The sequence below is a fragment of the Methylocystis sp. NC52PC genome (assembly GCF_055698645.1).
The window spans coordinates 221,165-245,110 of the sequence record NZ_CP170127.1 but is presented as its reverse complement, the minus strand read 5'-3'; the positions used below and the strand labels follow the sequence as shown (position 1 = coordinate 245,110).

At 65.6% G+C, this 23,946-nt stretch carries 21 protein-coding genes; 7 read left to right on the top strand and 14 right to left on the bottom strand.

Going from position 1 to position 23,946, the window contains the following annotated elements; translation table 11 throughout:
• Window positions 1-139: 139 nt before the first annotated feature.
• Window positions 140-2,071: a threonine--tRNA ligase gene (gene thrS / locus ACETII_RS02855; protein ID WP_472787027.1), complete on the top strand. Its 1,932-nt coding sequence runs from the start codon at window positions 140-142 to the stop codon at window positions 2,069-2,071.
• Window positions 2,072-2,151: 80 nt separating this feature from the next.
• On the top strand, window positions 2,152-2,874 hold the full coding sequence (locus ACETII_RS02850) for an endonuclease NucS domain-containing protein (protein ID WP_472787026.1): 723 nt from the start codon (window positions 2,152-2,154) through the stop codon (window positions 2,872-2,874).
• On the opposite strand, the gene ACETII_RS02845 is transcribed toward ACETII_RS02850, so the two are convergent.
• From ACETII_RS02845 to rpmB, 4 genes are all read right to left on the bottom strand, one after another.
• Window positions 2,862-3,929, bottom strand: coding sequence for an SDR family oxidoreductase (locus ACETII_RS02845; RefSeq protein ID WP_472787025.1), 1,068 nt, complete (start codon window positions 3,927-3,929; stop codon window positions 2,862-2,864). The two genes, ACETII_RS02850 and ACETII_RS02845, sit on opposite strands and share 13 nt — an antisense overlap.
• 77 nt (window positions 3,930-4,006) lie before the next feature.
• Entirely contained in the window at window positions 4,007-5,278 is a 1,272-nt protein-coding gene (locus ACETII_RS02840; RefSeq protein ID WP_472787024.1) for a family 1 glycosylhydrolase, read from the bottom strand.
• Window positions 5,279-5,310: 32 nt separating this feature from the next.
• Window positions 5,311-5,919, bottom strand: coding sequence for a histidine phosphatase family protein (locus ACETII_RS02835; protein ID WP_472787023.1), 609 nt, complete (start codon window positions 5,917-5,919; stop codon window positions 5,311-5,313).
• Window positions 5,920-6,213 (bottom strand): 50S ribosomal protein L28, encoded by a 294-nt coding sequence (rpmB, locus tag ACETII_RS02830; protein ID WP_472787022.1) that lies wholly within the window; start codon window positions 6,211-6,213, stop codon window positions 5,920-5,922.
• Window positions 6,214-6,616: 403 nt separating this feature from the next.
• On the opposite strand from rpmB, the gene ACETII_RS02825 reads away from it, so the two are divergent.
• The 4 genes from ACETII_RS02825 (at window position 6,617) to ACETII_RS02810 (ending at window position 10,896) form a co-directional block, all read left to right on the top strand.
• Window positions 6,617-7,507 (top strand): NAD(P)-dependent methylenetetrahydromethanopterin dehydrogenase, encoded by an 891-nt coding sequence (locus ACETII_RS02825; RefSeq protein WP_363349516.1) that lies wholly within the window; start codon window positions 6,617-6,619, stop codon window positions 7,505-7,507.
• A 167-nt stretch (window positions 7,508-7,674) separates the two neighbouring features.
• Window positions 7,675-8,184: a formaldehyde-activating enzyme gene (fae, locus tag ACETII_RS02820; RefSeq protein WP_341104053.1), complete on the top strand. Its 510-nt coding sequence runs from the start codon at window positions 7,675-7,677 to the stop codon at window positions 8,182-8,184.
• Between the two features lie 103 nt (window positions 8,185-8,287).
• Entirely contained in the window at window positions 8,288-9,319 is a 1,032-nt protein-coding gene (locus ACETII_RS02815; RefSeq protein ID WP_472787021.1) for a hydantoinase/oxoprolinase family protein, read from the top strand.
• A gap of 38 nt (window positions 9,320-9,357) precedes the next feature.
• Window positions 9,358-10,896, top strand: a complete 1,539-nt coding sequence (locus ACETII_RS02810; protein WP_472787020.1) for a hypothetical protein — start codon at window positions 9,358-9,360, stop codon at window positions 10,894-10,896.
• Window positions 10,897-10,903: 7 nt separating this feature from the next.
• Here the strand turns inward: ACETII_RS02810 and ACETII_RS02805 are convergent, their stop codons facing one another.
• The 10 genes from ACETII_RS02805 to ACETII_RS02760 form a co-directional block, all read right to left on the bottom strand.
• The gene (locus ACETII_RS02805; protein WP_472787019.1) at window positions 10,904-11,473 is read right to left on the bottom strand and encodes a DUF447 domain-containing protein; all 570 of its coding nucleotides are present in this window, start codon (window positions 11,471-11,473) and stop codon (window positions 10,904-10,906) included.
• Complete coding sequence (locus tag ACETII_RS02800; protein ID WP_472787018.1) at window positions 11,457-12,875, bottom strand: DUF6513 domain-containing protein; 1,419 nt, start codon at window positions 12,873-12,875, stop codon at window positions 11,457-11,459. Before ACETII_RS02800 ends, ACETII_RS02805 begins: the two co-directional genes overlap by 17 nt.
• Window positions 12,876-13,099: 224 nt before the next feature.
• Window positions 13,100-13,657, bottom strand: a complete 558-nt coding sequence (locus ACETII_RS02795) for a flavoprotein (protein WP_363349511.1) — start codon at window positions 13,655-13,657, stop codon at window positions 13,100-13,102.
• Window positions 13,654-14,298 carry an amino acid kinase family protein gene (locus tag ACETII_RS02790; RefSeq protein ID WP_472787017.1) on the bottom strand — a complete coding sequence of 215 codons (645 nt, stop codon included), beginning with the start codon at window positions 14,296-14,298 and terminating at the stop codon, window positions 13,654-13,656. Before ACETII_RS02790 ends, ACETII_RS02795 begins: the two co-directional genes overlap by 4 nt.
• A 4-nt stretch (window positions 14,299-14,302) precedes the next feature.
• Entirely contained in the window at window positions 14,303-15,421 is a 1,119-nt protein-coding gene (locus tag ACETII_RS02785) for a (5-formylfuran-3-yl)methyl phosphate synthase (RefSeq protein WP_472787016.1), read from the bottom strand.
• 105 nt (window positions 15,422-15,526) lie between these two features.
• Window positions 15,527-16,846, bottom strand: coding sequence for a bifunctional folylpolyglutamate synthase/dihydrofolate synthase (locus tag ACETII_RS02780; RefSeq protein ID WP_363349508.1), 1,320 nt, complete (start codon window positions 16,844-16,846; stop codon window positions 15,527-15,529).
• A gap of 17 nt (window positions 16,847-16,863) precedes the next feature.
• On the bottom strand, window positions 16,864-17,727 hold the full coding sequence (gene accD / locus ACETII_RS02775) for an acetyl-CoA carboxylase, carboxyltransferase subunit beta (protein WP_363349507.1): 864 nt from the start codon (window positions 17,725-17,727) through the stop codon (window positions 16,864-16,866).
• The gene (gene trpA / locus ACETII_RS02770; RefSeq protein WP_363349506.1) at window positions 17,724-18,608 is read right to left on the bottom strand and encodes a tryptophan synthase subunit alpha; all 885 of its coding nucleotides are present in this window, start codon (window positions 18,606-18,608) and stop codon (window positions 17,724-17,726) included. The genes accD and trpA overlap by 4 nt, the downstream gene beginning before the upstream one ends.
• 228 nt (window positions 18,609-18,836) lie before the next feature.
• A complete protein-coding gene (locus ACETII_RS02765) occupies window positions 18,837-20,753 on the bottom strand; it encodes a potassium transporter Kup (RefSeq protein WP_472787015.1) in 1,917 nt (638 codons plus the stop codon).
• 194 nt (window positions 20,754-20,947) lie between these two features.
• Window positions 20,948-22,879 carry a potassium transporter Kup gene (locus tag ACETII_RS02760; protein ID WP_363349504.1) on the bottom strand — a complete coding sequence of 644 codons (1,932 nt, stop codon included), beginning with the start codon at window positions 22,877-22,879 and terminating at the stop codon, window positions 20,948-20,950.
• A gap of 267 nt (window positions 22,880-23,146) precedes the next feature.
• On the opposite strand from ACETII_RS02760, the gene ACETII_RS02755 reads away from it, so the two are divergent.
• Window positions 23,147-23,941 (top strand): dienelactone hydrolase family protein, encoded by a 795-nt coding sequence (locus ACETII_RS02755; RefSeq protein ID WP_472787014.1) that lies wholly within the window; start codon window positions 23,147-23,149, stop codon window positions 23,939-23,941.
• Window positions 23,942-23,946: the final 5 nt, after the last annotated feature.

Sequence of the window (23,946 nt, the reverse complement as noted above, 5' to 3'; positions counted from 1 at the left end):
GGGCTCGCAGCCTGAAAGCAGATGGCGGCGCGGCCGCCATTTGCGCCCGCGCGTCCGAGGCGCTAAAACGCGCTCCTTCACCTACGCCAAGCGACTTACGCCGATCCGTGTCGGCGATTGAGCGCGACAGGAGCGACAAATGGTTGCGGTTACATTCCCCGACGGGGCGTCCCGTCAGTTCGAGCCCGGCGTCACGGGCTTCGACATCGCCAAGAGCATCTCCCCGTCTCTCGCCAAGCGCAGCGTCGCCATGACGCTCGACGGGGAACTCGTCGACCTCATGAAACCCGTCCAGAAGGACGCGCGAGTCGAATTCGTTTCACGCGACGATCCGCGCGCGCTGGAGCTCATCCGCCACGACGCCGCCCATGTGCTGGCGGAGGCCGTGCAGGAGCTCTATCCCGGCACGCAGGTGACGATCGGCCCGGTGATCGAAAATGGTTTCTATTACGATTTCCAGCGCGCGGAGCCCTTCACGCCCGAAGACCTGCCGGCGATCGAGAAGAAGATGCGCGAGATCATCGCCCGCGACGCGCCGATCGTGCGCGAGGAATGGGACCGCGAGCACGCCAAGACATGGTTCATCGCCAAGGGCGAGACGTTCAAGGGCGAATTGATCGACAGCATCAAGTCGGACGAGCCCTTGAGCGTCTACAAACAGGGCCACTGGCTCGATCTCTGTCGCGGCCCGCATCTGCCGTCGGTCGGCAAGATCGGCGGCGCCTTCAAGCTGATGAAGGTCGCCGGCGCCTATTGGCGCGGCGACTCGACGAAGCCGATGCTGTCGCGCATCTACGGCACGGCCTGGGCGACGCAGGAAGAGCTCGACGCCTATCTGCACCGGCTCGAGGAAGCGGAACGCCGCGATCACCGCCGCCTCGGGCGCGAGATGGACCTCTTTCATTTCCAGGAGGAAGGGCCGGGCGCCATCTTCTGGCATCCGAAGGGCTGGACGTTGTTCCAGACGCTCGTCTCCTATATGCGGCGCAAGCAGAAGGCGGCGGGCTATATCGAAGTGAATACGCCGCAGGTGCTCGACCGCGCCTTGTGGGAGACGTCGGGCCATTGGCAGACGTATCGTGAGAACATGTTCGTCACCAAGACGGACGACGAGCGCGTCTTCGCGATCAAGCCGATGAACTGCCCTGGCCACGTGCAGATCTTCAAGAACGGGCTCAAATCCTATCGTGATCTGCCGGTGAAGATCGCGGAGTTTGGCGTCGTACATCGCTACGAGCCCTCGGGCGCGCTGCACGGCATGATGCGCGTGCGCGCCTTCACGCAGGACGACGCCCATATTTTCTGCTCCGAAGATCAGATCATGGACGAGGCGCTGAAGATCAACGACCTCATCTTGACGATCTATCGCGACTTCGGCTTCGAGGACGTTGTCGTGAAGCTCTCGACGCGCCCCGAAAAGCGCGTGGGTTCGGACGAAGCCTGGAACAAGGCCGAAGCCGCGCTCGGGAAGGTGCTCGACGAACTTGCGCGCCGCGGTCTGAAGACGAGCGTTCAGGAAGGCGAGGGCGCGTTTTACGGGCCGAAGCTCGAATATACGCTGCGCGACGCCATCGGCCGTGAATGGCAATGCGGCACGACGCAGGTCGACTTCAATCTGCCGGTGCGTTTCGGCGCCTTCTACATCGGACCGGACAGCGAGAAGAAGACGCCCGTGATGATTCACCGCGCCATGTTCGGCTCGCTCGAACGCTTCACCGGCATTCTGATCGAGCATTACGCCGGCCATCTGCCGCTCTGGCTGTCGCCGCTGCAGATCGTCGTTTGTACGATCACGCAGGAGGCGGACGACTACGCCTATGAGGTCGCGGCGGTCGCGCGCAAGCTCGGACTCAATGTCGACGTCGACGCGCGAAACGAGAAGATCACCTACAAGGTGCGCGAACATTCGCACGCCAAGGTCCCGGTGCTTCTCGTCGCGGGCAAGAAGGAGGCGGCCGAGCGCACGATCTCGATGCGCCGCCTCGGCTCGCAGCAGCAGACGCAACTCGCCATCGACGAGGCGCTGAAGCTGCTGGCCGAAGAGGCGACGCCGCCGGATGTGCGAGGGTGAACGGCAAATTTTGACGATAGATGACCCAGAGGCGCTCACGTCTCTGGGTCATTCGTTTTCAGAGACGGTTGCGAGGGACAATGCAGCCTGACTACAAGCAGTGGCTGGAGAATCAGAAATACGACAGGGCGACGATATCCGCGCAGCTCCATCGCGTGGGTCGGGTCGAGAAAAATTACGGAGATCTCGACGACCATTACACCAAGGACCGTCTCGCCTCAGTGATAAGCGATTTGAAATATTCCGCCGACGACAGACGCCGGGGAAAGCCAAATCCAACGAAGATAGCTTTTGAGGGCGACGCCTATAGCAATCTTGCGTCATATCGCAACGCGATCGTTCTCTATCAGCGCTTTCGGGACGAAGCATCGCTTCCAAAGGCGCGAGCAGGCGGGGAAGAGTCTGCCGCGGACGCTGTAGGGCCGGAGCCAAGCCAGCGCTTTGGCCTCGAGCGCGACCTGCAGGCGTCGCTTCGAAAAGCGATCGAACAGCTTGAAGCCGGCCTGACAATTGTTGACGAGGGCATCGAGCGTAGCGTTGATTCCGGAAGAATTGACATCACGGCGCGCGATGCGGCCGGCAGGCTCGTTGTCATAGAACTGAAGGCCGGAACGGCTGGCCGAGACGCGATCGGCCAGATCCTCAGCTACATGGGAGATGTGAGCGCCGAGGAAGGGTCGGTCGAGGTCAGAGGCGTTCTGGTGGCGTCCGATTTCGACTCGAGAGCCGTCTCGGCCGCGCGCATGGCTCCCCGACTTAGTTTGCGGCGCTACAGCGTCGCTTTTCGTTTTCAGGAATGCTGACTGCCGCGTACGGGCAGAGCCGCCCGCGGCTTTTTCACGGATTGACGCGACGCGCGTCCCCACAGAAACGCCCCCGCGAGCAGACCCAGCGCCGCCAGAACGCCGCCGCCGCGCAAATAGGCCGGGTCGACCGCAAGAAGGCTGTCCTTCGCGCGGCGCGTGAAGCGTCCCCGCGCGCCATGATCGCTATCGTCGGGGCCAAGGAGTTCGTCCGGATCGCCGGGGCGCACGGGGTCGTTCGACAGCTGATTTTCATAGGCGTTGCGCGCCAGATAACGATCCAGCAAGCCGGGCGCGACGATCTGCCCGAGGATGGACTGCACGGTGGGCGCGCCGAGCCAGAGTTCACGGGGCGCGCGTCGCGCCTCGACGGCGCCGACAACCGCCTCGGCGACAGATTCCGGCTCATAGACAGTCCCGATCGGCTGGTGCCGATGCGCAAAATGCATATGCGACCAGTCGAACTGCGGCGTGTTCACGCCGGGGAGCTGAACCATCGTCAGACGAATGCGACTCTTGTCGTGCAGAAGTTCCGCGCGTAGCGCGTCTGTAAAGCCGCGCATGGCGAACTTTGCCGCGCAATAGGCCGATTGCAGCGGAATGGCGCGATAGGAAAGCGCCGAGCCAATCTGGACGATATGGCCCTCGTCGCGCCCGCGCATGTGGCGCAGCGCGGCCAACGTCCCGTGCACGGCCCCGAGATAGGTTACTTCGGTCACGCGCCTGAATTCCTGCGGCGTGATCACGTCGACTGGCCCGACGACCGTCTCCATCGCGTCGTTCACCCAGACATGTATGCGGCCCCACCGGGCGACGACGTCTTCGGCCGCGCCGAAGACCTCATCGGCCTTGGCGACGTCGGTGACGAGCGCAAAGGCTTGGCCGCCCGCCGTCGCGACATCGCGGGCGGCGCCGTCCAATCCTTCGGGGCTGCGCGCGAGCAGAGCCACGCGACAGCCGCGACGGGCGAATGCGACGGCGACGGCGCGGCCAACGCCGGCCGAGGCGCCCGTGACGACAATGACGGGAGGTTCGCCGTTCGAAGTCCCTGGCATCCGCCGCCCCCTTCTTGAGTTGAGCGCGCCAATTAGGTTGAGACCCGCTCCGCGGCCGACAACCGGAGCAGGGGACTTTAATGAGGCTGCGCCTTTTCCATCTCCTGCTGCTGCGCGGGGGATCGGCTCCGCACGAGTCCATAGGGCGCCAGCGGCACGGTGAGACAGATGCTCTGCGCCGGCAGCACCTCCCGCCAGTCCTGAATCAACTGCTTATAGGCGAGGCCGACGGCGCGCGGCTTGCGGTCGAGATCGTAGAGTCCCAGCGGACAGACTTTGCCGCGCGCTTCGCGCAGGGCGATGTCCCAGTCGATCTGATCGGTGAGCGAATACCAGGTGAAGCCGACGATGGGCACGCCGCTGTTTCTGACGCGCAGCACATTCGCCCATTCCTTGCGCAGCCAGCGCACCGCCTCGTCGCCGCGCGGGCCTTCGCATGTGTTGGTTTCCGTATGCATCACCGGCAGGCGGTAGCGATCGTAATATTGCCGGGTGATTTCGTTGTAGCCGAAAATTTCGCCGGACGACGTCATGGTCCCGTCGGCGGCGACGTTGTGCTCATTGGCGCCGTAATAGTCATTGCCCATGATGCAATGGCTCTTCAGGTGCCGCTGCATGAAGAAATTATACTCCTGCCGCGTCATACCGTTATCCATGAGGAAGACGAACATCTGGGAATTTACGGCGCGGCCGTAGTTGAGATCGAGCGACAGGAATCTGCGCTCGTTGAAGTCTTCGGACGGCGCGATCGCGGCTGGATTCTCGGCGTGGAAATATTCCGTCGACTCGCTTTGCACGAAGATCGCGTCGGGCCGCGCCGCGAGGATCGTGTGCATCGCCTGCACATTGGCTTTCACAATATGCTTGAGCGCCGTCACGAAGGCCCGATCCGTCGTCATCTGCTCGTTCCACCACCCATAGGCGGCCGAGAAGGTCGCGCAAACGAACATCTCGTTGATCGGCGTATAGAGTTGCACGGCGGGGAAGCGCTTGGCGAAGGCGTGGGCGTAGCGCGCGAAGAGGCGGGGGAAATCGGGATTTTGGAAATCGCCGATGAAGTCCGGCACGCCGAAGTGACAAAGATCGGCGATGGGGATGACGCCGCGCCGCTCGAGATCGCCGAACGCCAGATCGGCGAATTCCCAGTCATAGCGGTCCGGGCCGAGCCACGTCATGCACAAGGGCAGGCCATAGCGCAGCGTCTTGACGCCGAGATCCTGCACGAGGTCGAAGTCCTCGCGCCAGCGCCGGTAGTGCCCGCAAAGCTCCATCTCGTCGATTCGCGTGCGGCCGTGATGGATCGTCGGGCAGCTGTTTTCGATCCCCGTGCTGAACATGAAATGCGCCATCGTACGGTCCTCGCGTCCGCCCATGCGGATAGCTAAGGAGCGGCGCGCCGATGAACAGGCGCGCTCCACGGCCGAGCGTCAGGTTTCGCCGGGGGCGGGGACAAAGCGAGATGACCCCAGGGCCGCCTGAAGCCGGGGCCGGTCTGGCGCCAGCCTTCCGCCGCGAGATCTTTCGCGACGGCGCGGTTGAACCAGCCGTGACCGATGAGCGCCACGTCGCCCTGGAGCGCCGCCTCCCGAAGCTCATCGCAGCATATGCGCACGCGGCGGCGCAGATCGGCGCGCGCCGGCGCCAAGGCCGGGTCGAAAGCGCCGCGCGCCCGGGCGAGGGCGAGCCAGACGATCTCCGGCCATTGGCCGGGCAGGCGCGGCGCTCTGGGCGGCGCCTCGCGGTAGGAGGCGTCGACGACGTCGGCGGTGACGCCCAGCCGAGAGAGCGTCTCGGTCACGCGCCGCGCATCGCTGGCGTAGATTCTCGACACCCTCCGCAGGATCGGAATCAGCTGCGCGGGCGGGCGGGCGCAGGCCTCGATCCCCGCCTCCTCATAGGCCGAGATGAAAGCCGCGAAGGCCTGAAACGACAAAAGCCCCGACGCCTTGACGGCGACGGGGCCATGTCTGATCAGGACGATCGACGACAATCAGGCGGTCGCGCCGGCCTGCTTCTTCTCGATCTCGCGCTTGAGCGCGCGGGCGCCCTGCGACAGCTCCTCGTCGTGGGCCTTCGCCAGAAAGGCGTCGAGGCCGCCGCGATGCTCGACCGAGCGCAGCGCCGCGGCCGAAATGCGCAGGCGCACCGAGCGCGCGAGCGCGTCGGAGGCCAGCGTCACATTGACGAGATTGGGCAGGAAACGCGTGCGCGTCTTGCGATTGGAGTGGCTGACGAGATTGCCCGTCTGCACGCCCTTGCCGGTCAGCTCGCAACGCCGGGACATGGAACTTCCTTTCAAACCAGTGTAGCGCTTCCATACGTCGGGAGGGCTAAAGCCCGCACGCCGCGACGGATGGGTGGAAACGACGGAAAAAGGCTCGCCGCCCCAGCGCCGAGCCCTGTTCGCGAGCCTTATAAGAGCAAAGCCCGGCGAGCGTCAACCGGCCGGAAGGCTAAAGCCGTCGCAGGGCCGGGGAAAGCGGCGGCTGCGGCGCAATCGCCTCTAGACATTGGCCGCGTTCTGGGCTCTAAGCCTCCTCGTCGCTCCGGACGGGTCCAGGCGCGCCTGCGCCGTTCAGCCGCCCGGAATCATCGAAAATCGACAGAGCCGGAGCCTGTCCTCCCGCCGAGCCCCGCCAATTGCCCGGGGCGTCGAGCGCGAAAAGACAAAGGTTGGGGAAATTCCTATGGCCAAAGCAATTCTCCATATGCTCAGCACATTGAAGCATATGAGCCCGTTCGACGTGAACATGGCCCTGGACGCCGGCTATGACGCCGCGATTCCCTATACGAACGTCACGCTCGACGAAGTGACTGCGCTGGTGCAGGACGCCATGTTCTCCCGCGCGCCCTCGGCCGCCCTGAAGACGGGCATTTTCTTCGCCGGTCGCGACGCCGTGCTCGCCCTCGACATGCTCGAGGCGGCGCAGAAGGCGCTGCTGAAGCCCTTCGAAGTGTCGCTCTTCGCCGACCCCTACGGCTCCTTCACCACCGCCGGCGCGATGGTCGCCTGCACCGAAAAGGTCCTGCGTGAAAAGAAGGGCCGCGAGCTCAAGGGCTCCAAGATCGTCATCTATGGCGCGACCGGCGTGGTCGGCTACTCCTCGGCGGTGATCGCGGCGCTGGAAGGCGCCGCCGTCACGATCGTCGGCTACAGCGGCCTCGACCGCGTCGCCAAGCAGGCCGACGAGATGAACAAGCGCTTCAACATCAAGGTGACGCCGGCCGACGGCAGCAGCCATGAGATGGTGCGCGAGCTTTTGCTGAAGCACGAGATAGCGCTCTGCGCCGCCCGCGCCGGCGTTCAGGTTCTGTCGAAGGAAGACCTGGCGGCCGCCAAGGATCTGCTCATCGCCGCCGACGTCAACGCCGTGCCGCCGCTGGGCGTCGAGGGCTGCGGCCTGCACGACAATGGCGTCGTCATTTCCGAGCATGGCGCTCTCGGCATCGGCGCGCTTGCCATCGGCAATGTCAAATACGGCGCCGAGTCCGGCCTGTTCAAGCAGATGGTCACCTCGGACAAGCCGCTGTGCCTCGATTTCCGCCACGCCTTCGCGCTGGCGCGTCAACTCGTCTAATTCTGGCGCGCCTGCGGCCAGGCTTGGCGCGGGTGCGTGAAACTGGTTGAGTGCGCGCCGCGGAGAAACTGCGGCGCTTCTCAAGGCCGGCGCGGCATTGCGCACGGTTTATTCACAAAACGCCTGCCGCGGGGCGGGTCGTCAGGTTTCTTTGAAAGGAAACGCACATGGCTTTGATCAACAAGATGCTGGTCGGCGAGTCGCTCGTCGGCGAGGGCAACGAAGTCGCTCACATCGACCTCATCATGGGTCCGCGCGGTTCGGCCGCTGAGCTCGCCTTCGCGAACGCGCTCGTCAACAACAAGGACGGCTTCACGACGCTTCTCGCGGTCGTCGCGCCGAACCTGCTCTGCAAGCCGAACACGATTCTCTTCAACAAGGTCACCATCAAGGGCGCCAAGCAGGCCGTCCAGATGTTCGGCCCGGCGCAGCACGGCGTCGCCAAGGCGGTCGCCGACTCGGTCGCCGAGGGCGTGATCCCGGTTTCGGAAGCCGACGACCTGTTCATCTCGGTCGGCGTGTTCATCCATTGGGACGCCAACGACGACAAGAAGATTCAGGACTACAACTATCAGGCCACGAAGGAAGCCATCGCCCGCGCCGTCCGCGGCGAGCCGAAGGCCTCGGAAGTCGTCGCCAAGCGCAACGAAGCCAAGCACCCCTTCGCCCCGAATTGATTTCGGGCTCCAGCTCGGTTTTGAAGGGGAGCCCTTGCGGCTCCCCTTTTTCTTTTGCACCGTCTAGATGTCGTTAGCTCAGGAGAGCTCGAGAAATGCGCAAGTGACCGCGACCATCGGCTGGGACATTGGCGGCGCGCATGTCAAGGCGGCGCGCGCCGAAAACGGGCGGCTCGTCGCCGTCGCCCAGCGCGCCTGCGCGCCGCATCTGGGCCTCGCCCATCTCGAAGCGCCGATCCGCGAGACGCTCGTCGAGCTTGGCCCCGCCGCGCGCCATCGCGTCACCATGACGGCGGAGCTCTCGGACGCTTTCGAGGACCGGGGGCGCGGGGTCGTCTCTGTCGCAGCTGTCATTGCGCGCGAGATCGGGAACGCAGACATTATGTTTTACGCCGGGGCGCGAGGCTTCGTGTCGCGCGCCGACGTCGGCGGCGCCGCCCGTTCGATCGCCTCGGCGAATTGGCGCGCAAGCGCCGAACTCGTGGCGCGCCATTGCGACGACGCGCTTTTCATCGACATCGGCTCCACAACGACGGATCTCGTTCCGATTCGGAACGGCGTCATTGCGGCGCGGGGCGAGACCGACGCGGAGCGGCTTGTTCATGGCGAATTGGCCTACGCCGGCTTCTCGCGCGGCGCGCCCCAAGCCTATGCGACGCGGGCGCCCGTCGACGGGCGCTGGACGCCGCTCGTCAACGAGGCTTTTGCATCGATGGCGGACGTTCGGCGCGTGCTCGGCGATCTGCCCGAAGGGCAGAGCGTCGCCGATCTGTCGCCAACGGCGGATGGGCGAGGCAAGACGGCCGCGGCGTCGAGCGCCCGGCTGGCGCGGCTCGTGGGCCGCGACGACGGCGATTTGTCGGCGGCGCAAATTCGGGCCTTGGCCGATCATCTCGCCCGCGCCCAACTGCGGGCGATCGAGGACCAGATCGCCTTATTGGCGTCGCGGGAAGCCATTTCAGGCGAGATGTTGTTCGTGGGCGCCGGCGTGGGGCGCGATCTCGCCGCGCGGCTTGCGACGTCGCAAGGCCATGCCTACCGGGATTTCGCCGGCTTCGTCGAGGCGCCCGACGACCTGGCCTCATTGGCCGCCAACTGCGCGCCAGCCGTGTCGCTCGCGCTCTTGGATTATTAATGGCTCAGGATTAGCTTCGTCCTCCTTTGGGGGGCGTTTTGAAGAACTGGCATATCGTCGCGGCGGCGATGGCGGTCACCTCGGCAGGCTCTGCGCTGCTCGCGCCGAGCTTCTCTCTCCTGCCCGCGCTTCTGGCGCTCGCGGGCGTCGTCTGTGCGAATTGCGTCTTCCTGGCGGGGCGCTTCGGCGAGGCGCTGGAGCGGCCGGTCGAGTGGAGATGGCTCGCAGTCTGCGCGGGCGTCGGTCTGTCTTTGGCGGTGCTGGGCGGCGAGGGCCATCTCTTTTTTTCGAAAGATGACTGGCTCGGTCGCGACGCCGTGCTTGCCGATCTCGTGAGCCGCGCGATGCCGGCGTTCTATCGTCACGAGGGCGGCGACTTCATTCTCCGCGCGCCGCTCGGAATGTATCTCCTCCCTGCCGCTGTCGGCAGGATCGCCGGCCTTCAGGCGGCGCATTTCACGCTCGTCGGGCAGACGACGTTCCTGCTTGCCGCCTTCTTCTACGCCATCACGCTCGTCTGGCCCCGCGGCAGGCTGGCGTTCATTTTTCTGTTCGTCTTTTTCAGCGGGCTGGACAGCATCCCGGTTCTGATCAAAACGGGAGGGGCGTCGCTCTTGCGCGTCCCCGCCTTCTGGGTCGAGATCGGCTATTTTCCGCCCAATCTCTCGCAAGTGTTCTGGTGCCCGCCACACGCGCTGCCAGGCTGGTGGTTTGCTGCGCTCGCTGTGCTCTACCTGCGGCGTGAAATCGATCTTGCCGCCCTTTCCGCCGCGAGTTTGCCGCTCCTGCTCTGGTCCCCGCTCGCCTTGATGGGCGCCGCCGCAATATTTGTCCCGCTGGCGCTGCTCTCGCCTCAGGAGATCACGCGGCCGCGCTTCGCCTTCGCCTGTATGTCCGCTCTCGGGTTTCTCCCTCTTCTCGCCTATCTTGGGGCTGGCGCAGAAGGCGTGCCACATCGCCTCCAGATCTTCGAAAGCGGATTTGCCGACGAATATGTTCTGCTGCTGATCTTCGGCCTGACGCAGCTCGCCCTTGCTTTCGTATTCTGGAAAAGGCTCGACGTCTGGTTTCGGCCGCTCCTGGCCATCTCCGCCCTTCTTCTGCTGATCTCTCCGCTGTTCAATCTCGGCTACATGAACGACGCCACGCAAAGGGTCTCGATCGCTCCGCGGGCGCTGCTGGCCTTTGGCTTCGACGCGTTGCTGATCGATTTCTTTTTCGCGCGCGCATGGGCGCCGCTCGCCGCGGGCGCGCTCGTTTTCCTCATCGGCGCCATGTCGCCCGCGCTCGAACTCTACGACACGCTGACGACGCCGCGCTTCTCCATTAGCGATTGCAACCTGCTCACGGTCTATCGCAAGCACAATCACGATCGCTATCTGCCGACCTATATCGCCGCCATCGATTCCTTCCCGTCCTGGCTCTTCGCCGGCGGGCCGAAAAGCGCGCCGCTCGAAGTCGAGACGCGCCTTTGCTGGCCCGATCGCGTCTATGGCGAGAAACTCTTCAACTGGCTCAAGCCCGAGTATCGAATCTGGCTGCGCGAACCCAGACCGGAGGATCTGAGCGCCAAGTAATTAGCCTTCAGCTCGCCGCTTCATTCAGATGGGCCGCGATTTTTTCCATCACCGTGTCCCACGCTTCACGCTCGGCGTCTCCGGCCGTCTTGTCGATCGCGATCCTGAGATAGGCGATTTCGCTGTCGATTTTTTCGCGCGGCAGCCGCCCGAGGCGCGTCGCGAGAATGGCGGCTTCCAGCACCGCGGCGCGGGCGCGGTTCATGCCGAGGTAGGGGCGGTGCGACTCGGTGTGCTTCACACGGCAGAAGAAGCGCGGGCGAATCTCGTCGTCTTCGACGCGGGCGATTTCGAGTTCGGCGTGAGCGAGCGCGCAGGACAGGCGCGGGGCCGGCCAGCCTTCGATGTCGGTGAGCGGAAAGCTGCGTGTTCCGGTCACAAGCCCCGCGAAGACGCGCGCGTCATCCGTGAAGCTCGCCGTGAACTTCTTCCCGTGCTCGAGATTGAAAAGCGTTGTCGAGGGCCTGAAAGGCGCGGCGATCCAATATTCACCTTCCTCGATTAGGCCGAGCGGCGCCACATGCGGGCGCCCCTCCGGCGACAGCGTCGTGACGACGCATTCATGAATCAGAGGCATTTCCTTTTCCCTCGCCCGCCTTGCGCAGCGTGTGTCCTGCTTCCTTAAAGCGGGTCGCTTCTTCTTCGTTGATGTCCATGGCGACGCCGAAGTCGAGCGGTTCGTCCTGGCGGTAGCGCTTGCCGAGCTTGAAGGCGAGTTCCGCCTTCATCAGCTCCGCGCCGAGATAAAAGGCGTGCGCGCCGTCGTGCTCGACATTGAGATGCGGAAACAGCGCCATGGCGTCCTTTTCGACCGCGTGGAACTGTTTGGCGAATATATGCACGCCGTCCTGCGTCGTCTCGATGCGGAAATTCGAATCGCGCAGTTCGCGCGCCAACTCGGCGATCTCGGCCGGCGTCGAGGCATAGGGGCGCTTGTCGTGCACCTGCAGCAGCGCGTCGCTGTAGCCTTTCGGCAAAGCGCGGTCGGCGCGGGAGGCATACATCAGACGGCGCGCCGCGTCGTGCTCCTGCAGCGTGCGCCGCGTATGCGGGCTGACCTGCACGGTGAGCAGGTGGCGGATATGAAGCTCCGAGCAGACGCCGAGCATCGCCGCGGTAATTCCCGCGGTGTCGGCGTCGGTCAGTTCCGTGAGATTGCCGGTGCCCATCATGATCTCGGCCTCGGGCTCGCGCGCGCGCAGCTCGACATAGCGCGCGATCGAGGCCGCAAAGCCGAAGTGGATGGGGTCCAGAATGGGGTCGAGAATGAAGTCGATGCCCCGCGCACGCGCGATCCGCGCGGCCCGTTGCAGGGAATCGAGATCGCCATGCGGGCGCGGCACCAGCACCGGAACGAGAGGCGAATTGTCGGGCAGGATCGCGAGCGTCTCTTCGTCGAGGCTCAAGAGATGATCGGCGCCCGCGGCCACGGCGCGCTCGAGCTCCGCAATATTGGCCGAGTCCACTGAGACTTTCAGCGCTTCCGCCTTCAGCGCGGCGATCGTCTCTTCCATATGGTCGAAAGGCGTGTCCGGCAGGCAGCCGAGATCGATGACGTCGGCGCCGGCGCGCGCCAACTCGCGGGCCTTCCCCACGACCTCGGCGACGCTCATCTTGGAGGCGTCGACGATCTCCGCGAAAATGCGCATGTCGTAGCGCGAGAGGTCCGGCGGGACGCCGCCGCGTCCCAGATAGCCGGGGAGATCGGCGATCTCCTCTGGCCCGCGCTCGAATCGCACGCCGAATTCGTCCGAAAGAACGTCGAGATCGGCGCGGCAGCGGCCGGGGACAATGACCCGATCGGCCGCGACGGGGCGGGGCAGGCGGCGCAGGATGATGTCCTGCGTCATCAGCGCCGCGACCTTCACGCCAATGTCGTGAATACGCCACTCGCGCGCCGCCTCGCCAAAGCCCGCCACCATCCGCTCCAGGCGCGGATAGGCCAGGTGGCCGGTGAGAAACAGCAGGCGCTCGCTCATGCTCGGGCTTTCTTGAAGGGGTCCGGCCGACGTAACTTAAGTGTCGGCGCGTGGCCGGCCCACCCCTCTAGGGGACGGCGGGAAGCCCAGTCAATCGCGGCGGGCGCATGGCGAGTCTATCCCGCGCCATGGCCGGCTTGGCCATCTACGTCACGACGTCCATAGTCTTGCGGCCGTAAACGCCCGCGACAAGCGCAAGCAAGGGTGGCAGGGGAGTTGCCGGCTCACCCTTGCTCCGCCAGTTCGCGCTTGCGCCGCTCGACGGCCTCCTGCAGCGCCGCGAGGCTCTCGACGACTTGCGTGGCCTCGAAGGATTTGAGCTTGTCGGTGTTTTCGAGGTCGATTCTGCGCGGATAGACCATCACCATGCCCTTGGGGGCGCGGGTCTCGAGCTCCGGCGCGGTGTCGCAAGCGAAGACGATGGTTGGCACGCGGCATTTGCCGGCCTGGGCGAAGACATTGGTCGCCAGATTGTCGGAAATGCCGACAACGGCCTTGGCGACCGTGTTCGACGTCGCCGGGGCGACCACCAGCGTGTGATAGACGTTGTAATAGAAGCCGCCGACCGGGGCGGCGCTCGCGGTCGTGTCCTTGAAGATGCGGATCGTATCGGGGAGATTGAGGTCGTGCTTGTACATGCGCACGACTTCCGCCGCCGCCTTGCTGACGAAAAGGTCGCAATGGTCGAGCGAGCGGATCATTTCCAGACATTCGGTAAAAAAATGGCCTGAGCCGGTGAGCGCCCATCCCCAGCGCGGCGTGACGACGTTCTTTTTTGTCATGAAGCAATCTTCTTGAGTTGGACAGGCGCGCCGGGCAGGGCGCCGCCAGCCAGTAGCGCGCCCGCTGAGGCGAGCGCGCCGGGGCCGGCGACGACGACGGGCGTACCGTCGACATAGGCTGGAAAGGCCGGATCGACAACGCCGGCCGAGACGAGGCTCGCCAAAGCAGAATCGGCGCCGACGTCCACGCTCTTGATCATCAGCAAGGCCGACGCGCCGCTGCGGCGCGCGAGCCAGGCGGCGAGACTGTCGGAGGTGACGTCCCAGCCCGGCGTGATATCCGACGCAGCGCAAACCATGGCCGATGCGCGCCAGAGCGCCGGCCGGCCCTGCGCATGGGCGGCGTCGATGTCCTCGAGCGTCGCGGCGAGATCGAGGTTGTAAAGTTGCGACAGCGCGAGCGCATATTGCTCCATGGCGAGCACGGCCATGGCGTGGGCCGTCTTCTCGTCGAAGCCCAGCCGGGGCTGCGCGGCGCGCACGGCGTCGGCGAAGGGGCCGCCGCCTGAAACGATCGTCAGCCGATGCGGCCAGCGTCGCAGCGCGGCGATCCAGCGCGCGAGATTGGGCGAGGCGTGGAGGCTGCCGCCGATCTTGGCGACGAGGAGGGGCCGCGCGCCCTCGGGGGCCTCTCGCGCCATGGCGTCAGTTCGGCTTGACGCGGCGGGCGTCGGGATGACGCTCACGACGGATTTTCACGCCGACGGCGCCGGGCGCCACGTCGAGCTTTTCCACCTGCACCGTCACCGAACGCACGCGCTCGTGCAGCAGAACGCTTTCGGCCAGGCGCTCGGCGATGGTCTCGACCATGGCGATATGGCCTCCGGCGAGGATCACTTTGATCGCGTCCATGATGACGTCATAGGAGAAGACCGCGCGCATGTCGTCCGTGACGTCGACCCGGGCGACTTCGGCGTCGACGTTGAAGCGCACCCGCTGCGTATGGCCATATTCATGCGCATAGGCGCCGACTTCCATCGGCACGACATAGTCGTGCAGAAACACGCAGTCGGTCTCGTTGAGGCCCGGCGGCTCGATATAGCCCCGCGCGATCAGCGCCCATTCGGCGGCGAGCGTGTCGATCTTGTCGCGCCGCGTCGGGATCAGGTCGCGGATGAGCCGGGTGGCGCCGGCGTCGATGCCGGCGCGGCGGTCGCCATGGGCGCACAGGGCGCCGCGAAATCCCAGAACATCCGGGCCGGTGACGAGAAGCCGCGGCACGTCGGGCGGCTCCAGGGCGCCCGCGAGGCCGGCCGAGAGATTGAGCTCGCGGCACAGCCCGGTGAACTCCGAGAGCGCCCCGACCGCCATCATGTCGATGAGCCGTCCCTTGCCCTTGTGGGCGGTGTCGAGCATGGCGCCGTGGAAGCCCGCCGCCGCCAGATCGGGCAGAGACGCGAAGTCGGGGCCGAGATCGGCGAACAGAACGGCGACAATCTTGAGCCGCTGGGCGAGCGGCGACAGGGCGGCGACGATCTCGCCGGCGTCAGGCGTGAGCGGCAGGGCGAATTTGACATAGTCGACGCCGGCGTCGGCCGCCTCCTCGAAGGCGCGGCGGGCGTGCGCGACGTCATGGGGCAGATCGACCACGGCGCTCACCGGCCGGCGGCCGTCCACGGCGGCGACAATATCCGCGACCTGCGCCAGCGGCAGCGCGCCGAGCGCGCCGCGCGCCGGATCCTTGCAGTCGATGATGTCGGCGCCGTGGGCGAGGGCGATCTCCGCTTCCTCGCGCGACAGAACGCTGGCCAACATCAGGGTCATTTATCCGGACTCCAATCCTTTGCGCGCTGTCGAAACGAGGGAGAAGCGAGCGCCCCCGGCGCTGAGCCTCCATATACGGTCCGGCCGGTTCTGTGAATGCGAGGGCTACTCGATCTGCGACCCATTGGCCGCGAGCACCGCCGCCGCGAGATAGAGGGACCCGGCGATGAGCACGCGCGGCGGTTGGTCGAACCGGCGCGACGCCAGAATCCGCAAAGCTTCCTCGACGTTCGGGGCGGCGGCCGCGGCTGGGATGCCCTCGGCCCTGGCCATGGCGGCGACCTCCTCGGGCGGCCAGCTCTTGTGCTCGCCTTCGACCGGCACGGCCACGACTTCGCGCGCGAGCCCGGCAAAATGCCGTAGCAGGGCGCCGACGTCCTTGGTCGTCTGGGCGCCGCAGATCAGCGCCAGCGGGCGCGGCGCGCGGTCGTGGAATTCGGCCATGGCTTCGGCCAGCACGCGGCCGCCGTCCTCATTGTGGCCGCCGTCGAGCCAGACTTCGGCGCCCGGCGGCGCGAGATCGACGACGGGTCCGCGCAGCAGGCGTTGCAGGCGCGCCGGCCATTCGGCGCGGGCGAGCCCCTGCTCCATGGCGATCAAGGGGAGATCCGGCGCGACCGTCCGCAGCGCGGCGAGCGCGCCGGCGGCGTTTAGATGCTGGTGGCGGCCGGCGAGACGCGGCAGCGGCAAGTCGAGAAGGCCGCGCTCGTCCTCGAAGACCAGCCGTCCATTCTCCTCACGGACATGGAAATCCTGCCCTGCGACAAAAAGCGGCGCGCCGACGCGGCGGGCCTCGCGCTCCAGCACGCGCTCGGCGCCCTCGTGCTGAAAGCCGATGATCGCAGGAGCGCCCGGCTTGAAAATGCCGGCCTTCTCATAGGCGATCTTCTCCACCGTATCGCCGAGGAACTCCATGTGGTCGAGCGACACGGAGGTGACGATCGTGGCTTTCGGAGCGCGGATGACGTTCGTCGCGTCGTAGCGGCCGCCCAGTCCCGTTTCGAGCAGCAGCCAGTCGGCGGGCGTCTCGGCGAAGAGCGCGAAGGCGGCGGCCGTCGTCACCTCGAAAAAGGTGATCGGCTGGCCGCCATTGGCTTCTTCGCAGCGCTCCAGAACGGCCTTGAGCCGCGCGTCGTCGACGAGCTTGCCGCCGCCTTCCGCGCCCAGCCGAATGCGCTCGTTGAAGCGAATGAGATGCGGCGAGGTATAGACATGCACGCGCTGGCCGGCGGCCTCCAGAATGGCGCGCAGAAAGGCGATGGTCGAGCCCTTGCCATTGGTGCCCGCGACATGAATCGTCGGCGGCAGGCTGAGATCGGGACGGCCGAGCGCCGCGAGCAGCCGCTCGGTGCGCCCGAGCGACAGATCGATTTTCTTGGGATGGAGCGTGAGCAGTCGCGACAGGATCGCGTCATGCTGATCCATGGCGGCCGCGCCTCGCGTCAGGCGGCGCGGCGCGGCGGCGCCTTGGTGAAGAGGCCGCACAGGCGCGCGAGCGTCTCGCGCATCTCCTGGCGCGGCACCACCATGTCGACCATGCCGTGATCGCGCAAATACTCCGCGCGCTGGAAGCCTTCGGGCAGTTTCTCGCGGATCGTCTGCTCGATGACGCGCGCGCCGGCGAAGCCGATGATGGCGCCGGGCTCGGCGATCTGCACGTCGCCGAGCATGGCGTAGGAGGCGGTGACGCCGCCCGTCGTCGGATTGGTGAGCACGACGATATACGGCAGGCGCGCATCGCGCAGCCGCTGCACCGCGATCGTCGTGCGCGGCATCTGCATCAGCGAGAACATGCCTTCCTGCATGCGCGCGCCGCCGGAGGCGGTGAAGATGATGAAGGGGGTGCGCCGCGAGAGCGCATGTTCCGCGCCGGCGACGATCGCTTCGCCCGCGGCCATTCCGAGCGAGCCGCCGAGAAAGTCGAAGTCCTGCACGGCGACGGTGACCTGCGAGCCGTCGAGCTTGCCCGTGGCGAGAGTCACGGCGTCCTGGGCGCCGGTCTTTGCGCGATATTCCTTCAGCTTGTCGACATAGCGCTTGATGTCGCGAAATTTGAGCGGGTCGAGCGGCGTCTCGGGCGTCGGCAGCAACTCGAGTTCGCCATTGTCGAAGAGCGTCGCGAGCCGCACGTCCACGGGGCAGCGCATGTGATAGCCCGAACCCGGCACGACATAGAGATTGGCCTCGATGTCCTTGTGAAAGACGAGCTGGCCGCTCTCGGGGCATTTGACCCAGAGGTTTTCCGGGGCTTCGCGCTTGATCAGCGCCTTGATCTTCGGCGGAACGACGTTGGAATACCAGTTCATGCCCAAAGCCTCGTGAGCCAGGAAAGTGCGCCGCCGTTCTTCGCGGGGGCGGGGCTTCTCTGTGCGCCGCGCACGCCGCCCGCAATGCTCGACACAAGCGCGATCACCGCCTCGACGCTCTTGTCGGTCGCCCTGTTGTCGGGGCCGAGCGACGCCTTCAACGCCTCGACCAGCGCCGAGCCGACCACGACGCCATCGGCGTTGCGGGCGATTTCCGCGGCGTTTTCAGCGTTCTTCACGCCGAAGCCGACGGCGATGGGCAGATCGGTATGGCCTTTGATCCGCCGCACCGCGGCGCTCACGCCCGCATAATCGGCAAGCGCCGCGCCGGTGATGCCGGTCAACGAGACATAATAGACGAAGCCGGAGGTGTTTTCGAGCACCTTGGGCAGCCGCTTGTCGTCGGTCGTGGGGGTGGCGAGGCGAATGAAATTCAGCCCCGCGTCACGCGCCGGGATACAAAGCTCCTGGTCTTCCTCGGGCGGCAGATCGACGACGATCAGCCCGTCCACGCCCGCCGCCCGCGCGTCGACGAGGAAACGCGGCACGCCATAGACGTAAATCGGGTTGTAATAGCCCATCAGGACGATGGGCGTTTTGTCGTCGCCCGCGCGGAAATCGGCGACGAGCTTCAGGGTTTTCTTCAAGGTCATGCCCGCCTTGAGCGCCCTCAGGCCCGCGGCCTGAATGGCGGGGCCGTCGGCCATGGGATCGGTGAAGGGCATGCCGACTTCGATGACGTCGGCGCCGGCGGCGGGCAGGGCCTTGACGAGGGCGAGCGAGGTCGCCGGATCGGGATCGCCGGCCATGACGAAAGTCACGAGAGCGGCGCGCCCCTCGGCGGCGAGGGCGGCAAATCGGTCGTCGATACGGGTGGACATAAGAAGTTGCGGTCTTTCCGGTTCGGCGGTTGGCCCGCCCGATTTCGCTGATGGCTTAGTCCCTGGCCCGGCTCCCGTCCACTCCTTTTGCGTCCCGGTTCGGAAGCGCTGGCCTCGCCGCGGCGGCGATGCGCCTCGAGCAGACCTGCCGCCGCCATCCTCCCCCGTACGGGGAAGGCGGCCGTCGCGCGCCGGGCTGGGCCAGGGTGCGGCTTGGTGGCGGCTGCGCTAAATTGTCACTTGCGCGCCGAGCTCAACGACGCGGTCGGGCGGGATGGCGAAGAAGTCGGGCGCGCTGGAGGCCTGCTTGGTGAGCGAGACATAGAGCTTGTCCTGCCAGGGCGGCATTTCGGAGGAGGGACTCTCCTTTACCGTGCGCCGGCCGACGAAGAAGCTCGTCGTCATGACGTCATATTGGAAGCCCGCCTTGCGCATCAGGGCGAGGGCGGCCGGCGCGCGCGGGCTTTCCATGAAGCCGAAATGCAACGTGGCGACGGCAAAATCCGATGACAGCCGCTCGATTTCAAAACGTTTCCCGACCGGCACGCGCGGGCAGTTCTCGGTGCGCACGCAAAGGAGCAGCACCTGTTCGTGCAGCACCTTGTTGTGCTTGATGTTGTGCATGAGCGAGGCGGGCGCGATGTTGGGGTCGTTGGTCAGAAAGATCGCCGTGCCGGGCGCGCGCATCGGCTTCGATTTCTCGAGCATGGGAATGAGCTCCATGATCGGTATCGAATCGCGGTGAGTCTTCTCGTTGAGAAGCCGCGTGCCGCGCACCCACGTCCATATGACGATCATCGAGCAGCCGCCGAGCGCCACCGGGACCCAGCCGCCGTCGACGATTTTCAAGAGATTGGCTGTCAGGAAGGCGCCGTCGACCGCAAGAAACGACGCGATGACGAGGAGGCTCGTCCAGAGCGGCCATTTCCAGTGATAGCGGACGACGACGAAGGCCAGCGCCGTCGTCACGACCATGGTCCCGGTCACCGCGATGCCATAGGCGGAGGCGAGCGCCGAGGAGCTTCTGAAGGCGATGACGAGCAGCAGCACGCCCAGGAGCAGCAGCCGGTTGACACGCGAGATGTAAATCTGCCCTTCCTGCATGGCCGAGGTATGGGTGATGTCGAGGCGCGGCAGAAGCCCGAGCTGGATCGCCTGGCGGACGATCGAAAAAGCGCCGGTGATCACCGCCTGGCTGGCGATGACGGTCGCCGCCGTCGCCAGCAGCACCAGCGGCAGCAGCGCCCAGTCGGGCGCGAGCAGGAAGAAGGGATTGGCGACGGTCTCCGGCCGCGACAGCATCAACGCGCCCTGGCCGAGATAATTCAGGAGCAGCGCGGGCAGCACGAAACAGAGCCACGCCGCCTGGATTGGGAAGCGTCCGAAATGGCCCATGTCGGCGTAAAGCGCCTCCGCGCCCGTGACGCCGAGAAAGACCGAGCCGAGAACGGCGAAGCCGAGCCAGCCGTGCTCCAGGAGGAAGCTCACGCCCGAACGTGGGTCGAAGGCCGTGAGCACCTGCGGCGCGTCGGCGATATGCATCGCGCCGAGCCCGCCGATGGCGGCGAAGAAGGCGACCATGATCGGCCCGAAGAAGCTGGCGACGCGCGCCGTGCCGTGACTTTGCACCCAGAACAGGCTGATGAGGATAACGAGCGTGATCGGCACGACGTAATCGCTGAAGCGATGGGTCACGAGTTCGAGGCCCTCGACCGCGGACAGGACAGAAATCGCCGGGGTGATGATGGCGTCGCCGGAGAAGAGCGCCGCGCCGGCGACGCCCAGGAGAAAGATGGCGGCGGACCTGCCGCCGACAGACGATTCGGCCAGCGCCATCAGCGACAGCGTGCCGCCTTCGCCACGGTTATCGGCGCGCATCAGGAACAGAACATATTTGAGGGTGACGGTGAACAGCAGGGCCCAGATCAGCAGCGAGATCGCGCCGATCACCGCCTCCTCCGTCAGCAGGTCGGCCTTCACGCTATGGGAAAGCGACTCGCGCAGCGCATAGAGCGGGCTCGTGCCGATGTCGCCGAAAACCACGCCGATTGAACCGAGGATCAGTCCGGCCGATGAATGTCTGGCATGCCCCGAATCTGTCGCGGCGTCGTCCGTCGCCTGGGCCCCGATCCGTTCATGTTTCATCGTGACGCTCCGCTGGAACTCGAACCCGTGACCGCGGGATTAACTAATTTCGGCGCAGGCGGCGCGCGTGCAAAAATCGTGGTCGCGCCCCTAATTCCCGAGCCGCGCTTAAGCAGCAACAACATCTCCACGCGATGAACGGCTTAATCCGTAGACCGCTTCATTGCGACAATTTACAAGGAGCGCGTCCCGCCTCAGATCGTGACCTGCGCGCCAAGCTCGACGACGCGGTCGGAGGGGATCGAGAAAAAGTCCGTGGCGTTCGCCGCCTGCTTCGTCAAGGCGACATAGAGCTTGTCCTGCCAGACGGGCATCTCGGACGCCGCGCTCTCCTTGATTGTGCGCCGGCCGAGGAAGAAGCTCGTCGTCATGATGTCATATTTGAAGCCCGACTTGCGCATCAGCGCCAAGGCGGCCGGCACGCGCGGGCTTTCCATGAAGCCGAAATGCAGAACGGCGCTGGCGAAGTCGTCGGAGAGCTTCTGCAGCTCGAAGCGCTTTTCGGGCGCAACGCGCGGGCGGTTCTCGGTGCGCACGCAGATGATCAGCACGCGTTCGTGCAGCACCTTGTTGTGCTTGATGTTGTGCATGAGCGCCGCCGGCGCCACCTTGGGATCGCTGGTCAAAAAGATCGCTGTTCCCGGCACCCGGGTCGGTTTCGATTTCTGCAGCATGCCGATCAGATCCATGATCGGAATAGAGTCGCGATGGGTCTTTTCCGCAAGAAGCCGCGTGCCGCGCACCCAGGTCCACATGACAATCATCACGCAGCCGCCGAGCACCAACGGCACCCAGCCGCCCTCCTTGATCTTGAGCATGTTCGCGGCAAGGAAGGTGAATTCGACGATGAGGAAGGAGGCCGCGAAGACGATCGCGAGCCAGAGCGGCCAGCCCCATTTGCGCCAGGCGACGATAAAGAGCAATGAGGTGGAGAGCACCATGGTGCCCGTGACGGCGATGCCATAAGCGGAAGCGAGCGCCGACGAGCTCTTGAAGGCGATGACCAGGAGCAGCACGCCGACCAGCAGCAGGCGATTAATGCGGCCGATGTAGATCTGGCCTTCCAGCATCGCGGAGGTGTGGGTGATTTCGAGGCGCGGCAGCAGCCCGAGCTGGATCGCCTGCCGCGAGAGCGAAAACGCGCCGGTGATGACCGCTTGCGCCGCGATCGTCGTCGCCAGGGTCGAGAGGATGACGAGCGGCAGCAGCAGCCAGTCGGGCGCCATCAGAAAGAATGGATTGCCGACCGCCTCCGGCCGCGACAAAACCAGCGCCCCCTGGCCCAGATAATTCAAGAGCAGCGCCGGCAATACGAAGAACAGCCAGGCGAACTGGATCGGGCGGCGGCCGAAGTGGCCCATGTCGGCGTAAAGCGCCTCGACGCCCGTGACCGCCAGAAAAACGGAGCCGAGCACGGCGAAGCCGAGCCAGCCATGGGTGAGGAGAAAGACGACGCCGCGGCGCGGATCGAAAGCCCCGACCACCTGCGGCGCGTCGGCGATATGCGACGCGCCGAGCACGCCGAGCGTGAGGAAAAACACCAGCATTATCGGCCCGAACAGGGCGGCGACCCGCGCCGTGCCGTGGCTTTGCACCCAGAACAGCGTCACCAGAATGAAAATGGTGATCGGCATCACATATTCGCTGAAGCGATGCGTCACCAGTTCGAGGCCCTCAATGGCGGAGAGCACCGAGATCGCCGGCGTAATCATCGCCTCGCCGGCGAATAACGCCGCGCCGCCGACGCCGAGCAGGAAGGCGATTCGCGTCTGGCGGCCGAGCGCCGTCTGCGCCAACGCCATCAGCGAGAGAATGCCGCCTTCGCCGCGGTTGTCGGCGCGCATGACGAAGAAAATATATTTGATCGTGACGGTGAAAATCAGCGCGAAGATCAATAGCGAGATCGAGCCGATAACGCCTTCTTCCGTCAATGCGTCGGCCTGCGCCTCATGGGCGAGCGACTCGCGTAGAGCGTAAAGCGGGCTCGTGCCGATGTCGCCGTAAACGACTCCGATCGAGCCGACGATGAGACCGAGAAATCCCCCCTTGCCGTGCTCATGCCCCTGTTCATGATGGCCGGCCGCTCCTGCGGCGGCGCGCGGCTCCGCCCCCATCTGCTGGGTCATAAAGCGTTCCTTTTGGAAAAACAGTCGGGCGCGTCGCAGGACGCGCGAGGGGGGAGGGGCCGCTCGACGACAAGCTTCCGGGCAAACACGGACAAAGCCCTCTCAGCGCGAAAGGGCGTCCTTCCGCAAACGGAGCGGCCATATACGCTTTTTTGGGCAGGATGAGAAGGCCGAGTTTTGCGCCGCAAAATCGTTTAGGCTCGCCGTCGCGCGGCGGGACGCCCAACCTATCTTCTGAAGGGGCGCGCAGCAGGGGAGGGAGCCGCCATGACGCAAGGGTCTCGAGAGGAAGGCTTTGCCGCCGCGGCGGGCGCGATTTCGGCCCATGTCGTTCACACCAGCGCCGAGGGACTGGAGGCCGGTCTCGCCACTCTGCCCAGCGGCTCCCCGGCCTATTACGCGCTGCCCGAGGGCGGCCGGGATCTGCCGGTGGTTCTGGTGGCGCAGGAAATCTTCGGGCTGCACGAACATATTCGCGACATCGTCCGCCGTTTGGCCAAGCTCGGCTATTTCTCTGTCGCGCCCGACTATCTCATTCGCTACGGCGACCCCATGGCGGCGCCTGACGTCGACGCGATCCGCGCCATTGTCGCCCGCGCCCCGGACCCGGAAACGATGGCGGTCTTCGATGAGGCGCTGGCCTTTGCGGAGAGTCGCGACGCCGACCCGAAGCGCGCAGCGATCACCGGCTTCTGCTGGGGCGGCCGCATCGCCTGGCTCTACGCCGCGCATCGTCCGGAGCTTGCGGCCTGCGTTCCCTGGTACGGCCGTCTCGACGGCCCGCACACGCAAGAGCAGCCGCGCTGGCCGATCGACGTCGCGGGGGAAATCAAGGTCCCGACGCTCGGCCTCTACGGCGGCGCGGACCCCAGCATTCCGCTCGACCTGGTGCAGCAGATGATGCAGCGGCTCGCCGAAGCGGGCGCGCCGGCGGACATCATGGTCTATGACGACGCGCCGCACGGCTTCTTCGCCGATTACCGAGCGAGCTACCGGGAGCAGGAGGCGAAAGACGCCTGGGGGCGGATGCTCGCTTGGTTTCGGGCGTATGGGGTCGGCTGACGCGT